This window comes from Chryseobacterium sp. KCF3-3 (assembly GCF_045865955.1).
In the GTDB taxonomy this organism is placed as follows: Bacteria; Bacteroidota; Bacteroidia; order Flavobacteriales; family Weeksellaceae; genus Chryseobacterium.
In genome coordinates this window covers 2,977,281-2,991,612 of sequence record NZ_AP035792.1, presented here as the reverse complement: position 1 = coordinate 2,991,612, position 14,332 = coordinate 2,977,281, and the positions used below count along the sequence as shown (strand labels likewise).

Here is a 14,332-nt window from a genome sequence, read left to right as displayed (position 1 = left end):
GATGAATAAAACTATAGATATAGGCCAATATGTAGAAACTGCAATCAATTGGCTCACAGAAAACGGAAAGCCTGTATTTGATGTCATAAAACATCTGGGAAATTCATCCATTATGGGAATTGAATGGATTTTAACAAACACCCCTTTTTATGTAATCATTCTCTTTTTTACCCTGTTGGCATTATGGAAAGCCGGAAAAGGTATCGCTGTGGTAACCGCTGCCGGATTAAGTTTAATATTTTTAATGGGACTATGGAAAGAAACCATGGAAACACTGGCACTTATCTTTGTTTCCTCCATTACCGCTCTTATTCTTTCTATCCCTTTGGGAATTTTAGCTGCGAAAAGCAAAATAGCCGACAAAATCATTCGTCCTTTACTGGATTTAATGCAGACCATGCCCGCATTTGTCTACCTGATTCCTGCTGTACTGTTTTTCAGTATCGGTAAAGTACCGGGTGCTTTTGCAACCATTATTTTTGCCATGCCACCAGCAGTACGATTAACGACATTGGGAATTGAAGCCGTTCCGAAAGATATTGTAGAAGCTGCCAGAGCTTTTGGTGCTACCAACCGTCAGATCCTTTTCAAGGTAGAACTTCCGTTAGCGATGAAAACAATTTTAACGGGAATTAATCAAACCATATTGTTATCCTTATCCATGGTTGTTATTGCAGGAATGATTGCTGCAGGCGGTTTGGGAGAGAAAGTACTTGAAGGAATTAATAATCTGGATATCGGATTAGGATTTGAAAGTGGTTTATCCGTTGTGATTTTAGCCATTATCCTGGACCGTATTACTCAGGGATTTGTAAAGAAAAAGCAATAAGATGAAACAATTAAAATATCTGTTTTTACCCGTTTTAGTGTTGATATTTACAATATTAAGTTCGTGTGAAAACATAAAAAACTCTAAATACATCACCATAGGAATGGTAGACGGCTGGGCAGAAGATGTTGCAATGACACATGTTGCTAAAGCTATTCTGGATAAAGAAGGTTATCATGTGATTATTCAAAAAGCTTCTACGGATATGATCCTGGCTTCGATGAATAATGAAGATACAGACCTTTTCATGGGAGTCTGGCTTCCTTACACCCATGCTAAAAAACTGGCTAAATTTCCGGGATTAGCTCATCTTGGAACCAATTATGATAACGGTCGTATAGGATTGGTTGTACCGGAATACGTTCCTGTTAATTCCATTGAAGAACTCAATCAGCATAAAGATCAATTCAATCAAAGAATTATTGGAATTGAAAAAGGAGCCGGATTAACCACCGGAACAGATAAAGCGATTGTTGATTATCAACTGGATTTTCAGCAGATCAACTCCTCTACCATTGCCATGATCACCGAATTACAGAATGCCATACAGCGTAAAGAATGGATTGTGGTAACCGGATGGCAGCCTCACTGGATGTTTGGTAAAATGAAGCTGAAGTTTCTTGATGATCCCAAAAAGATATTTGGTGAAGCAGAACAGATTAAAACCTATTCCAGAAAAAGCTTTGCAAAAGATCATCCGGAGCTGGCTAAATTCTTTTCCAAAATTCATTTTGATGATGAAAATATGTCTGATCTTTTAATGAAAATGGAACAGAGTAAAAACAAAGAAGCTACGGCCAAAGAATGGGTGGAAGATCACTCTGAACTCGTACAGTTGTGGTTAGATAAAAATTAATAAACAATTTGGTAGTATTTAAAATCCTCAACTCTATATGAGTCTGAGGATTTTTTCATCAATATAGATTATTTGATCTTTTCTCTATGAAGCAATATTTATTAGTAATCGCTAGGACGTAAAGAAATTTAATAATATACTTCTTTAAAGCGCAAGAACATTTCGACTTCGCTCAATAGGAGATTTTCAGCAAGTTTGTTTCAGTTAAAATTCAACAGAATTAAATTTTATCAAAGATAAAATCCTTGCGCCTTAAGGCCTATTTAAAGGAAAATTCTTGCGTCTTTGTGTTTTCCACTATCTCATAACTATCCCATTGATTCTTTGATTTTTTCCCGATGGATTATTCCCCAATTGACTAATGTTTCCGTTACAGGAAATACTGATTTTCCATATTCCGTCACTGCATACGTTACCGTAATCGGTTTTGTATCCTGAATAGTCCTTGTGATCAAAAGATTGGTTTCTAACTCTTTTAATTCTTTGCTCAGCATTTTCGCAGAGATTCCTTCAATACTGCGTTCCAGCTTTTTAAAATGAATCATCTGATCCGGTCTGTTCGTCAGATACCGTAAAATCATCAGTTTCCATTTTCCTCCCAAAACATCCAGACTGTCTCGCATTGCAAACAATTCTTCTGTACAGCTGGCCTCTCTTTCGATGCCGTTTTCAATGATTTTTGCCATAATAGTTTCATGAAGGTAACTAGTTACCATTGGTTAACTAGTAGCAAATATAAACTATTCCCTCTTTACATTTGTGTATCAAATTAAATGTATGAAAGCAGTTATTTTAAATAAAAACGGAAAACTGGAAGACGGACTGGCAGAGCAGCCTCAACCCAAAAACAATGAAGTTTTAATTCAAATTAAAGCAAGCGGTTTCAATCCCATCGATTATCAGATGCTGGAAAATGAATTGGAACGGAAACTGATCAGTTCACCCATATTGGGAAGAGAATTATCCGGAATTGTAGTGAATACAGGTTCTGATGTTACAGAATTCAATATTGGAGATGAAGTCTACTGTGGAAGCGGCTCTATGGGAAGCAACGGTACTTACGCTGAATATATTGTAGTTCCTGAAGCTATTGTTTCCTTTAAACCAAAAAATATTTCGTTTGAACAGGCGGCTGCTATTCCTTCAGTAGGGATGACTTCTTTACAGATCTTTAACCGTTTGAAATTAAATCCGGAAAATACAGTTCTGGTAACGGGAGCAACCGGAGGCGTGGGTTCATTTCTGATCAAACTTTTATTAGCACATAATATCCAACAAATCACAGCCACAGTGGGCAGCGAAGAAAACAGACAGATTCTTCTCAATCTGGGATTGAAAAACCATCAGATCATCAATTATAAAGAGGAAAATCTTATCAGTAATATTCTAAAAGCCAATAACGATCAGCCTTTCGAATATGGAATTGATCTGGTAGGAAATTACATGTCAGAAGTCACTGCAGACGTTTTGAAAATTAACGGAATGTATGTAGATGTGACGGCTTTGGTTACAAAAGATGCTCACGAAACCCTTTTCAACAAAGGAACTCTGATGATGAATATCTCCAATTATACGTATGGAATGGTTAAAAAATACGAGTACTATAAAAACAGTTTGCTTACCATCAAGACACTCATTGAAAACGAAACTATTCTTCCTCCACGATATAAAACCGTTGGAAATATTTCTTTGGAGACTGTTCTGCAGGCACATTCTATTCTAAAAAATAATCAGACTCAAGGTCATAAACTTATCATGAAACATTAATCTATGAACAAAATACCAAGACGAATCGTAACAGGAATAAAAGACGGAAAATCTGTCATTATTGAAGACATGCAGGTAGAAAATGCTGTAGAACACTTCCCGGGACTTATCATTTCCGATGTGTGGAATACCCAGACCATGCCAGCCAGTCTGGACTTTGAAACCAGAATCCCCAATACCGGATTTCCGCAAACTCCTAAAAATGGCACTTACTTTCGATATGTTGTAGTCCCTCCAGATAAAAATTTAGGAGTAGAATGGAAAAAGAATGAACCTCATCCGATGATGCATCAAACGCCTACACTTGATTATATCATTATTCTTTCCGGTGAGCTCTATCTCATCATGGAAGAAGGTGAAACTCTTCTGAAACCTGGCGACATTGTCATTCAAAGAGGAACAAATCATGCATGGAGCAACCGTTCTGATGAACCTTGTATTCAGCTGGCTGTTTTGATAGATGCAGAAATTTAATTTGTTGGAAAAACGCAAAGGCGCAAAGAAAAATAAATAATGTATTGTTTTTAAGGCGCAAGAAAATCAAAGATTTTCAGCAAGGAATTATTTATAAAGTATTAGGGATATACAATTTTATCACAGATAAAATCCTTGCGACTTAAGACAGAAGAAAGAAAAAAAATTGCGCCTTTGCGTTTTTCCAACAAAACTCAGAAACATAAAAAAACTCCACTGATCTAGCAGATTTTACACAAACATCTGCGTAATCTGTGTGATCCGCGGGAAATAAAAACAACTTTGTGTTTTTCAAAAAAACTCTCAACTTACAAAGCAGAAATCTCCAACAGCTTCTGCTTCATTTTCTCAGGTGTCATCTGCCCTTCCTGATAATACACCAGATTCTGATGTTTATCCAGGAATACCCATAAAGGATAAACAGGCTGATTTTTATTCTTTGATAAAGCCAGTGCCAACTCATGAATTCCGGAGTTTCCATTCTGCAGATATTCAAACTCCTGATTCTGAAAATGGATTTTTTCCTTTGTCTTCTCTGCCTCAAAATTGACAAAATAAAAATTGTCATTGATCATATCAACCAGCTCTTTATCTTTACTCATACGGAAAGACTCAATCTTACAGACTGCACACCAGTCCGTATAAAGGTGAATAACCACCGGCTTCGGGTTTTCTTTCTGCTGAACTTCAAGATCAGAAAAAGTGCCTGTCTTCATCTGAGACAGATAAAAACAGGGCACTAACATTAAAAATAAAGCTATTCTTTTCATTTTAAAGTATATTTTACTCCCAGGAAACCTCTGATCCCCTGCATCGGTGCATAACCGTATGCGGTATCAAAAGTATAATGATTAGGATTATTGATAGGATCATCAACATGCTTATCAAACGGGTCAAATGGTCTCATCAAAGGATCTTTAGGTCTGAAATTGAATAAGTTTTTCATCCCGCAATACACTTCAAATCCGGATTTAAAACTCTTGGACACCTGAATATTGGCCAAAGAATAAAAGGGTGAATATTCAGGGCGGAAATCATTCACAAGAACAGGAAGCCTCATTGGTCCGTAAAACTGTCCTGTAAAATCGATAGTCAGGTTATTCGCGAATTTATAGGTCAGGTTATAAGTACCACTCCATTTCGGAGCGTGCAGCTGCTGTGTTTTTTGATTTTCATTATCAAATTTCTGATATACATCCAGATAAGTAACCCCCAGATTAACACTCAAAGGAAACTGAAAACTGAAATCCACATTCAGGGAAGCACCTCTTGAAATTCCATATCCATGAAGATTGTCATAAATAATTTTATTAGGATCAGAATCAAAATCACCTACAATTTTATTGCTGAAATAAGTATAGAAAGCAGAAGCATCAAGATTCACCATTCGGCTGCCTACCGGAATTTTCCAGATATAATTAAGGTTTCCGTTGATGGATCTTTCCGGCTTCAGGTCAGATTTTACTACCACTTCCCTCGAACCCGTCAATGCAGCATGATCTTCCGTAAATAAATTAACCACTCTGAACCCTGTTCCAAAATTGAAACGCAAAGTGTGATACGGATTAGGATTAAATTTCCATGCAAACCTCGGTGAATGTACGGAATGATGTACTTTATCATAATCATATCTGTACCCAAGTAACAACGTATTTTTATCATTAATTTCCCACTGATCCTGGATAAAAGCTCCCCAGATAGGAGATTTCATCGGTGCATTCGTGATACCGTCTGAAGCTAATGTTCCCGGAGTGTTATCATCATAAAAAGTTCTTTTGAAGGTAAGTCCGGCCGTGATATCATGTTTCCCGAAACTTCTGTCCCAATACGTCTGTACAAAAGCCACTTTTTGTGTAGCATTGAATGGGTTTGATCCATAAAACGAATTCTGATCATGATAATTATAAGAAAACTGTGTCACGATATGCTCTTTCATCGGCCATTCGTACAATCCGAAAACCTCTGCTCTGTTGGTATAGATACTTTCTCCGTATACTTCCTCACTGCCACGGAAAGATTTATTCCACTGCATTTCACCGCCAAAACGGTCTTCATACAGATACCTCAAAGCAAAACTTGCCTGTCTGTTTTCTTTTCTCTTAAAATTCCACTTGTTAAATACGGAAATTCTGCTTTGTAAAGTGGTATCCGTGAAATTATCTTTATTCTGATCTATTCTTTCCTGAAAACTGAAATAATTTAAACTTAATAATGAAGCTGCATTCTTCCCAACGTTGAATTTGGTGGAAAGATCCAGATTATTTTCAAACCAACTCGATGTCATCAGATCAACACTTAATTTAGGAGCAGTCAGTGCATTTTTGGTGATAATATTAATTACACCTCCCATTGCTTCAGAACCATAGATTGAAGAAGCAGGTCCTTTTACAACCTCTATTCTGTCTACCAAACTATTCGGAATTCCACTTAGTCCATACACGGTAGAAAGTGAACTTACAATGGGCATTCCGTCAATCAGAATCATCGTATAAGGTCCTTCCAGTCCATTAATATGAATATCTCCTGTGTTACATACTGAACAATTCAGCTGAGGTTTTACCCCATTTACCATCGCAATGGCTTCAAAAATGCTGGGAGTAGGATTTTTCTGAAAAAATTTCTGACTGTAAATTTCTACGGCAACAGGACTTTTAGACCTGCTCATCGGTTTTATGGTACCGGTAACCACTACATCCTCAATGTTACTTGTCTTGATTTCCCTCTTCGTAACTCTCGCAGAATCCAGATTTTTAGTCTGTGATAAACTCAAACTATCGGTCTCCTGCGCAAAACAATAGGTTGATAAAAAAGTAATAGAAAATAATATTCGCTTCATGAAATTAAAATTGTTAGACAAATCTAACAATTATTTTTCAAATACAAAACTTAATGCAAAAAATATAGGTTGAGCCAATTCATGAAAAATGATTAAATTTGAGAAACTACATATGAAAGTAAAATGAGATATCATCAACTGGGAAATATCCCACCAAAAAGGCATACGATCTTTAAGTCTCCGGAAGATAAATTTTACTATGAGCAGCTTTTCGGTACAGAAGGCTTCCATGGTATTTCTTCTCTGTTATATCATATCCACCGCCCTACACAGATTAAATCTATCGGTGAGCCGAAAGATGTTACTCCAAAAATAGCAGTGGAAAAAAATGTGGCTCCGAGAATGTTTAAGGGAATGAACGTCACTCCTGAAGACGATTTTATGGACAGCCGAAAGATCCTTTTGATGAATAACGACCTGAAAATGGGATTGGCAAAGCCAAGAAAATCGATGGATTATTTCTACAAAAATGCAGAATGTGATGAGCTTTTGTATGTTCATAACGGAACCGGAATTTTGAAAACATTTGTAGGAGATCTTGAATTCGTAACGGGAGATTATCTGATTATTCCGAGAGGAACCATTTATCAGGTAGAACTGAAATCTGATGATACAGTCTTTTTTGTATTAGAAAGCCACTCTCCTATTTATACTCCGAAAAGATACAGAAACGAATTCGGACAGCTTTTGGAACATTCTCCATTCTGCGAAAGAGATATGATTGCTCCTACTTACAGAGAACCTATCGATGAAAAAGGAGAATTCTTAATTAAAGTAAAAAAAGAAAACCAGATTACCGACTTCATCTACGCCACACACCCATTTGATGTGGTAGGCTGGGACGGCTATTTTTATCCTTACAAATTCAATATCAAAAACTTCGAACCGATTACCGGAAGAATTCACCAACCGCCACCGGTTCACCAGAATTTTGAAGGACATAATTTCGTGGTATGTTCATTCTGTGCAAGAATGTATGATTATCATCCACAGGCTATTCCGGCGCCTTACAACCACTCTAATATTGACTCTGATGAGGTACTGTTCTACACAGAAGGTGATTTCATGAGCCGTAACCACATTGACCTTATGGACTTCACGCTTCACCCTGGCGGAATTGTACACGGACCTCACCCTGGTGCTATGGAAAGAAGTATCGGTAAAAAATTCACGGAAGAATATGCCGTAATGGTAGATCCTTTCCGCCCGTTAAAAATTACAGAAGAAGCTTTAAAAGTAGAAGATCCTTCTTATAAAACTTCATGGCTGGAATAGTCAACAGTTATAAACTTTAATATCAACCACAAAAGTCACAAAAGATTTAAACACTTAAGCCTTATAAGCAAATAATGCTTACCAAAAAGAGCACTTAAGCTTTTGAAAATCGAAGATTTTCGTCTAATGTGAACTTTATGCAGCACTCATACTGTTTTTTTTTATTAAAGTAAAGTGTTTAGCCATAAGCCTTTGTGACTTTTATGGTTAAAAATTCAAAATAGATTAATTTAACAATAAAAATCTATTAAGCTCATATAAAAAAAGTATTACTGAATACATACAAAAGACGCTTTAAATCCTTTATTTAAAGCGTCTTTTTTCGTAAATTTGTGAGGTATGGTTAACATATTTACCATCATTATTTTTCATATCGCATCCTAAGTAATGGTGGTTTAAAACAAAATCAATATTACATGTTAGAAAGAATCAGATTAGAAAGTTTACACCAAAAGGTAACCACAGCCGAAAATGCTGTAAAAATCATTAAAGACGGTATGACCATTGGGTCCAGCGGCTTTACAAAAGCAGGTGACAGCAAAGCCATCTTACCGGCATTGGCTGAAAGAGGAAAAACAGAAGACCTGAAAGTCACTTTGATGACCGGAGCTTCACTGGGGCACGGTACCGATGGAAAACTGGCAGAAGCCAACGTTCTGAAAAAAAGAATGCCGTTCCAGGTAGATCCTATTTTAAGAAACAAAATTAATAATGGTGAAATTCTCTTCATCGACCAGCATTTGAGTGAAAGTGCCGAGCTTCTTCACACCAAAAATCTTCAAAGCATTGATGTAGCCATTATCGAAGCTGCTTATATTGAAAGAGACGGAAGTATTGTTCCTACCACATCTGTAGGGAATTCAGTGACTTTTGCGGCTTTGGCTAAAAAGGTTATTATTGAAATCAATACGGAAGTTCCTGAAGAAGTTTACGGAATTCATGATATCTACCAGGCAGAAGATTATCCTTACAGAAATGTTATTCCAATTGTTGCGCCATGGAACAAAATCGGGAGAAAAAGTATTCCTGTAGATCCTGAAAAAATTGAGGCCATCGTATTTACCAACCGTAAAGACAGCCCGGCGGATATTGCAGAACCGGACGAAAAAACAACAGCAATCGCCAAACATCTTCTTGCTTTCTTTGAAAATGAAGTTCTTTTGGGACGTCTTACAGACCGTTTACTTCCTCTGCAGGCAGGCATCGGTAAAGTAGCCAACGCTGTTCTGACGGGATTCAAAGACAGTAATTTTTATGACCTGACAATGTTTTCCGAAGTGCTACAAGACAGTACATTCGATCTGATCGATTCCGGTAAGCTAAGCTTTGCTTCTGCATCATCCATTACCGTTTCTCAGGAATGCTATGAAAGAGTTCTGGGAAACCTGTCAAAATATAAAGACAAATTCGTTTTAAGACCTCAAAATATTTCCAATACACCGGGATTGATCAGAAGACTGGGAGTAATTGCTATCAACACTGCCATTGAATTCGATATCTATGGAAATGTAAACTCTACTCATATCGGAGGAACAAAAATCATGAACGGAATCGGTGGTTCCGGAGACTTTGCAAGAAACGCTTATTTAAGTATTTTTGTGACTCAGGCAGCTTCAAAAGGCAACAATATTTCCCATGTTCTTCCAATGGTTTCTCATACTGACCATACAGAACATGATGTAGATATTCTGGTAACAGATGTCGGATTAGCTGACTTAAGAGGATTGGCACCAAGAGAAAGAGCCCAGAAAATCATTGACAATTGTGTTCACCCGGATTATAAGGAAGAACTACAATCTTACTTCGACAGAGCCTGTGAAAAAGGAGGTCATACTCCACATTTATTACAAGAATCTTTCAGCTGGCATTTACGATTTGCAGAAACCGGAAGTATGAAGCAGAAAACAGCTGTAGAAATAGCTAATTAAGATTTTTATCAAAACAACAGATAAAACGAAAGGACTGAATGCCAACACATTCAGTCCTTCCTGTTTAATTCAAAGCTGGTTTATTCATATGATAAAAGTCTGTTCAATATCCTCAATATATTTATATGAATATAAAATTATAAAGATTATCTTTGATAGAAGAGAGGTATTTTTATGAGTTATAAAAATATCCTTAACCCCCTTTTTAAAAATACAAAATATGAATAATTACATCAGCGCAGAAGAAGCAATATATACGATAAAAAGTGGAAACCGTGTCTTTTTTCACGGTAGTGCCTGTACTCCCAATTACCTTATTGATGAGCTGGCAAGACAGTCTAATCGTTTGCAAAATGTGGAAATGGTTTCCATTACCCAACAGGGAAATGTGGAAATTGCAAAACCGGAATACAAAGACAGTTTTTTTATCAACTCTTTATTTGTTTCCACTCCTGTGCGTGATGCTGTGAATTCTGACCGCGGAGATTTTGTTCCCGTTTTCCTGAGTGAGATTCCTATTTTATTCAGAAAAAATATACTTCCTCTGGATGTAGCGATCGTTACAGTTTCTCCTCCGGACAAACATGGTTTCTGTACATTGGGAACTTCGGTAGATATTGCAAGAGCCGCTGTAGATACAGCAAAAATCATTGTAGCCATTGTTAATCCAAGAATGCCAAGAACCCACGGAGACGGAATGATCCATATCAGCAGAATTCACAAACTGGTTTGGCATGAAGAGGAACTTCCGACCGTAGACTATGGTTCTAAAGTAGGCCCTGAAGAAATGCTCGTCGGAAAAAATGTAGCAGAGCTTATTGAAGACAGATCAACGCTGCAGATGGGTATCGGAACGATTCCTGATGCTGTTTTAAAATGCCTTACCAATCACAAAGATCTGGGAATTCACACAGAGATGCTGAGCGATGGAGTTATTGATCTGATTCAGAATGATATAATCAACAACAAATACAAAGGGTATAACGACAATAAGACCATTACAAGCTTCTGTTTCGGAACCAGAAAACTGTATGATTATGTGGACGATAATACAATCTTTGCCTTCAGAGATGTAAGTGAAGTGAATTTCCCGATCAACATCATGAGGAACAAAAAAATGGTAGCCATCAACTCTGCCATCGAAATAGATCTTACAGGACAGGTATGTGCCGACTCTATCGGAACGATGCAGTACAGCGGAATCGGAGGGCAAATGGACTTTATGCGTGGTGCAGCTTTAAGTGATGATGGAAAACCTATCATAGCCATCACCGCAAGAACCAAAAAAGGAATTTCCAGAATTGTTCCTTTTCTTAAACAGGGAGCGGGCGTAGTAACCACAAGAGGACATATTCATTATGTGGTAACTGAATACGGAACAGCTTATCTGTATGGGAAAAACCTTCGCCAGAGAGCACAGGAACTTATCAGTATTGCTCATCCTGATGACAGAGAAATGCTGGAAAGAGCTGCTTTTGAAAGATTTAAACACTGATTATCAAACTATAAAGTCCTTACAACTGCTTTTTAAAATTGAAATATTAAAACAAATTTTGAACTCTTCATCATAAATTGATAAAAAAATATTAAAATTTTGGCAGTATATTTGATAAAACTCTTTCAAAAACAAGGAAATTGAAAACTATATATAATTCGATACGAGACGAAGTGGTAAAACATTCCAAGGTAAGGAATTCTGTTTTGGGGAATGTGAATGAATGGAAGAGAAGCCATTATATTATTCTTTCCGAAATTATTAAAGATGAGCTTTCTGAAGCTGAAGAACTGAAAGGAGGAAAAAAATTTGAAATCGGAAATACCATTTCTCATGTAACCTTACAACGTTTTTTTGAAAACGATTATCAGGATAAAACCCATAGTGATCTCAGATTTCTTAAAACACTTGATAAAATATGCATCTTCTTAGGATATAAAGATCTTAATGATTACATCCTTACCATCAGATATAAGAAACAGGAAGAAGAGGAAACGGATGACCAGTCTTATCTTACGCAGATGGTTTATGAATACTGTGCCACCGCTTTTGAGTTTTGTAAACAGTTTCCCAACCATAATACCAAGCTTTTTAAAGATCTGGTTTTTGATGATTCTCCATTCCTGGAAAGGGTTTCGCTGTTCAGTAAAGAATTGTGTGATAAAGACTTCCAGCTGGTGACCAAGAACAACAGATCCAATTATGAAGTTTTTGATATTCAGGTGGTCACTGATGATCCGGAGAAAAAAATCCTGGAATCTCAGGAATTCTGGAATCTTCTTTTTAAAGTAGGTGAAACCGGAGAAGAACATTTTGTCAATCAACTGAGTACACAAATTTATTTTATCAAAAAAATAAATAACACCTGGAAGATCTGGGATAACTATAATCCCGATGCGGGAATGCTCAACAGAAAAATTGAAACAACCTAAAATAAGAAAGCCGTAGAGAGTATCTGCGGCTTTCATGTTTCGAAATATTTTTTTTCACTTGTCTTTTGTATAACAAATGTAGGCAGATGATTTTAGACTTATGAAACTTAAATATACTTAAGTAAACTCTTCTTTAACGTTATGTTAAATATATTCAATGAATCCTTGGGAATATTTTCGCCATATCTAAGAATTTTGTAATTTGCATACCAATAAAATAAAAGTAAAAGAGAAAATATGTCAACACTTACATTTGCCGAGAAAATAGCTCAAGCAGAAAATTTCTTACCGATTAACGGTACAGATTATATTGAGTTTTATGTAGGAAATGCAAAACAGGCTGCCCATTATTACAAAACCGCTTTCGGTTTTCAGTCTGTAGCTTATGCGGGTCCTGAAACAGGAGTAAGAGACCGTGCATCTTATGTGCTTCAACAGGGAAAAATCAGATTGGTATTAACAACAGGACTTAAGTCTGAATCTCCTATCAGTGAGCACGTAAAAAAACATGGTGACGGAGTAAAAATTTTGGCACTTTGGGTAGATGACGCTTATGCAGCTTTCGAAGAAACAACTAAAAGAGGTGGAAAACCTTATTTAGAGCCTGTAACGTTAACTGATGAGCATGGTGAGGTAAGAATGTCCGGTATCTACACGTATGGAGAAACCGTTCACATGTTTGTGGAAAGAAAAAATTATAACGGAGCTTTCATGCCTGGTTATGAAAAGTGGGAAAGCGATTATAAGCCTGAAGAAGCAGGTTTATTATATGTAGACCACTGTGTAGGAAATGTTGACTGGAACAGAATGATCCCAACTGTAGAATGGTACGAAAAAGTAATGGGATTTGTGAACATCCTTTCTTTTGACGATAAGCAGATCAATACAGAATATTCTGCATTGATGTCTAAAGTAATGTCAAACGGAAACGGATATGCTAAATTCCCTATTAACGAACCTGCAGAAGGTAAAAAGAAATCTCAGGTAGAAGAATATCTTGATTTCTACGAAGGTGAAGGAGTACAGCACATCGCTGTGGCAACAAAGGATATTATCCACACTGTAACTGAATTGAAGAAACGTGGTGTAGAGTTCCTTTCAGCTCCACCGGAAGCCTATTACGACATGGTTCCTGAAAGAGTTGGTCATATTGATGAAGATCTTAAAAAACTTCAGGAGTTAGGTATACTTATTGATCATGATGAAGAAGGATACTTATTACAGATCTTTACGAAGCCTGTAGAAGACCGTCCTACTCTATTCTTCGAAATTATTGAAAGACACGGTGCACAGAGTTTTGGTGCCGGAAATTTCAAAGCATTGTTCGAAGCATTAGAAAGAGAGCAGGAAAGAAGAGGTAATCTTTAATTTTACATTAAAAATATAAGTTTTGTCAGAATACAGTATTCTGGCAAAACTTTTTTATAAAACACAGTATATGAGAAAACTTTTAATCGGGACTTTCCTTCTGGGAACCTTAGGGCTTAAAGCTCAATATGGAACTTTGAATGAAATCCTTAACCGGCTTGAACAAAGAAAAGGCATCAATCAACATCTTGAAAATGTAAATATTGACAACAAAAAGTTTGTTTTCATTAAAGATGAAGCCGACCATACGGAGAGGGACTTTATTATTATCAAAGGGAATAATGCCACTTATGTAGAAGTTTTCGATGATAAAGCAACAGGAGAAAGCAGTTCCAATGTTTTCACCGGTGATATCATCAGGAAAAAAAATATTATTTCTTTAAGAGCAGATATGCTTGAAAACAAAAAAATCCCAATGCCTGTCACCAAAACTTTATTGCTGACACAACAGGATAACATTCTGTACCTTATCGATGTCAATACCAGAGATAGGTGGATTGATGAAGCATCTTACTCAAAAAAGACCAAATAAATGTTTCGGGGGAATTTCTCCGGATCATATTGAATCTAAC

General features: G+C 36.7%; 13 protein-coding genes. 10 read left to right on the top strand and 3 right to left on the bottom strand.

The window, feature by feature from the left end; genetic code table 11:
- The first annotated feature begins 1 nt into the window (after position 1).
- Together ACKTTZ_RS13510 and ACKTTZ_RS13505 are read left to right on the top strand one after the other, a co-directional pair.
- Positions 2-829, top strand: coding sequence for an ABC transporter permease (locus ACKTTZ_RS13510; protein WP_407845803.1), 828 nt, complete (start codon positions 2-4; stop codon positions 827-829).
- A gap of 1 nt (position 830) precedes the next feature.
- On the top strand, positions 831-1,685 hold the full coding sequence (locus tag ACKTTZ_RS13505) for a glycine betaine ABC transporter substrate-binding protein (protein ID WP_407845802.1): 855 nt from the start codon (positions 831-833) through the stop codon (positions 1,683-1,685).
- A 308-nt stretch (positions 1,686-1,993) separates the two neighbouring features.
- Here ACKTTZ_RS13505 and ACKTTZ_RS13500 read toward each other — a convergent pair whose 3' ends face one another.
- A complete protein-coding gene (locus ACKTTZ_RS13500; protein ID WP_034697438.1) occupies positions 1,994-2,371 on the bottom strand; it encodes a helix-turn-helix domain-containing protein in 378 nt (125 codons plus the stop codon).
- A 91-nt stretch (positions 2,372-2,462) separates the two neighbouring features.
- On the opposite strand from ACKTTZ_RS13500, the gene ACKTTZ_RS13495 reads away from it, so the two are divergent.
- Both ACKTTZ_RS13495 and ACKTTZ_RS13490 read left to right on the top strand, forming a co-directional pair.
- Positions 2,463-3,452, top strand: coding sequence for a zinc-binding alcohol dehydrogenase family protein (locus ACKTTZ_RS13495; RefSeq protein ID WP_407845801.1), 990 nt, complete (start codon positions 2,463-2,465; stop codon positions 3,450-3,452).
- 3 nt (positions 3,453-3,455) lie between these two features.
- Entirely contained in the window at positions 3,456-3,926 is a 471-nt protein-coding gene (locus ACKTTZ_RS13490) for a cupin domain-containing protein (protein ID WP_407845800.1), read from the top strand.
- 308 nt (positions 3,927-4,234) lie between these two features.
- On the opposite strand, the gene ACKTTZ_RS13485 is transcribed toward ACKTTZ_RS13490, so the two are convergent.
- Positions 4,235-4,696 carry a thioredoxin family protein gene (locus ACKTTZ_RS13485; RefSeq protein WP_407845799.1) on the bottom strand — a complete coding sequence of 154 codons (462 nt, stop codon included), beginning with the start codon at positions 4,694-4,696 and terminating at the stop codon, positions 4,235-4,237.
- Complete coding sequence (locus ACKTTZ_RS13480; RefSeq protein WP_407845798.1) at positions 4,693-6,762, bottom strand: TonB-dependent receptor plug domain-containing protein; 2,070 nt, start codon at positions 6,760-6,762, stop codon at positions 4,693-4,695. Before ACKTTZ_RS13480 ends, ACKTTZ_RS13485 begins: the two co-directional genes overlap by 4 nt.
- Before the next feature lie 123 nt (positions 6,763-6,885).
- Here ACKTTZ_RS13480 and ACKTTZ_RS13475 point away from each other — a divergent pair, with 123 nt between their 5' ends.
- The 6 genes from ACKTTZ_RS13475 (at position 6,886) to ACKTTZ_RS13450 (ending at position 14,292) form a co-directional block, all read left to right on the top strand.
- The gene (locus ACKTTZ_RS13475; RefSeq protein WP_034697422.1) at positions 6,886-8,037 is read left to right on the top strand and encodes a homogentisate 1,2-dioxygenase; all 1,152 of its coding nucleotides are present in this window, start codon (positions 6,886-6,888) and stop codon (positions 8,035-8,037) included.
- 416 nt (positions 8,038-8,453) lie between these two features.
- Positions 8,454-9,965: a succinate CoA transferase gene (locus tag ACKTTZ_RS13470; RefSeq protein WP_034697423.1), complete on the top strand. Its 1,512-nt coding sequence runs from the start codon at positions 8,454-8,456 to the stop codon at positions 9,963-9,965.
- A gap of 220 nt (positions 9,966-10,185) precedes the next feature.
- Positions 10,186-11,460, top strand: coding sequence for an acetyl-CoA hydrolase/transferase family protein (locus ACKTTZ_RS13465; RefSeq protein WP_034697424.1), 1,275 nt, complete (start codon positions 10,186-10,188; stop codon positions 11,458-11,460).
- A gap of 140 nt (positions 11,461-11,600) precedes the next feature.
- Positions 11,601-12,392 (top strand): hypothetical protein, encoded by a 792-nt coding sequence (locus ACKTTZ_RS13460; RefSeq protein ID WP_034697425.1) that lies wholly within the window; start codon positions 11,601-11,603, stop codon positions 12,390-12,392.
- A gap of 237 nt (positions 12,393-12,629) precedes the next feature.
- A complete protein-coding gene (gene hppD, locus ACKTTZ_RS13455; RefSeq protein WP_034697426.1) occupies positions 12,630-13,760 on the top strand; it encodes a 4-hydroxyphenylpyruvate dioxygenase in 1,131 nt (376 codons plus the stop codon).
- A gap of 70 nt (positions 13,761-13,830) precedes the next feature.
- Positions 13,831-14,292: a hypothetical protein gene (locus ACKTTZ_RS13450; protein ID WP_079243851.1), complete on the top strand. Its 462-nt coding sequence runs from the start codon at positions 13,831-13,833 to the stop codon at positions 14,290-14,292.
- The last annotated feature ends 40 nt before the right edge of the window (positions 14,293-14,332 follow it).

Bases quoted from the DNA above. Each gene is read 5' to 3' on its own strand.
- ACKTTZ_RS13465 (WP_034697424.1), top strand. From the start codon at position 10,186: ATGAATAATTACATCAGCGCAGAAGAAGCAATATATACGATAAAAAGT.
- ACKTTZ_RS13490 (WP_407845800.1), top strand. From the start codon at position 3,456: ATGAACAAAATACCAAGACGAATCGTAACAGGAATAAAAGACGGAAAA.
- ACKTTZ_RS13485 (WP_407845799.1), bottom strand. From the start codon at position 4,696: ATGAAAAGAATAGCTTTATTTTTAATGTTAGTGCCCTGTTTTTATCTG.
- ACKTTZ_RS13480 (WP_407845798.1), bottom strand. From the start codon at position 6,762: ATGAAGCGAATATTATTTTCTATTACTTTTTTATCAACCTATTGTTTT.
- ACKTTZ_RS13505 (WP_407845802.1), top strand. From the start codon at position 831: ATGAAACAATTAAAATATCTGTTTTTACCCGTTTTAGTGTTGATATTT.
- ACKTTZ_RS13475 (WP_034697422.1), top strand. From the start codon at position 6,886: ATGAGATATCATCAACTGGGAAATATCCCACCAAAAAGGCATACGATC.
- ACKTTZ_RS13500 (WP_034697438.1), bottom strand. From the start codon at position 2,371: ATGGCAAAAATCATTGAAAACGGCATCGAAAGAGAGGCCAGCTGTACA.
- hppD (WP_034697426.1), top strand. From the start codon at position 12,630: ATGTCAACACTTACATTTGCCGAGAAAATAGCTCAAGCAGAAAATTTC.
- ACKTTZ_RS13495 (WP_407845801.1), top strand. From the start codon at position 2,463: ATGAAAGCAGTTATTTTAAATAAAAACGGAAAACTGGAAGACGGACTG.
- ACKTTZ_RS13450 (WP_079243851.1), top strand. From the start codon at position 13,831: ATGAGAAAACTTTTAATCGGGACTTTCCTTCTGGGAACCTTAGGGCTT.
- ACKTTZ_RS13510 (WP_407845803.1), top strand. From the start codon at position 2: ATGAATAAAACTATAGATATAGGCCAATATGTAGAAACTGCAATCAAT.
- ACKTTZ_RS13470 (WP_034697423.1), top strand. From the start codon at position 8,454: ATGTTAGAAAGAATCAGATTAGAAAGTTTACACCAAAAGGTAACCACA.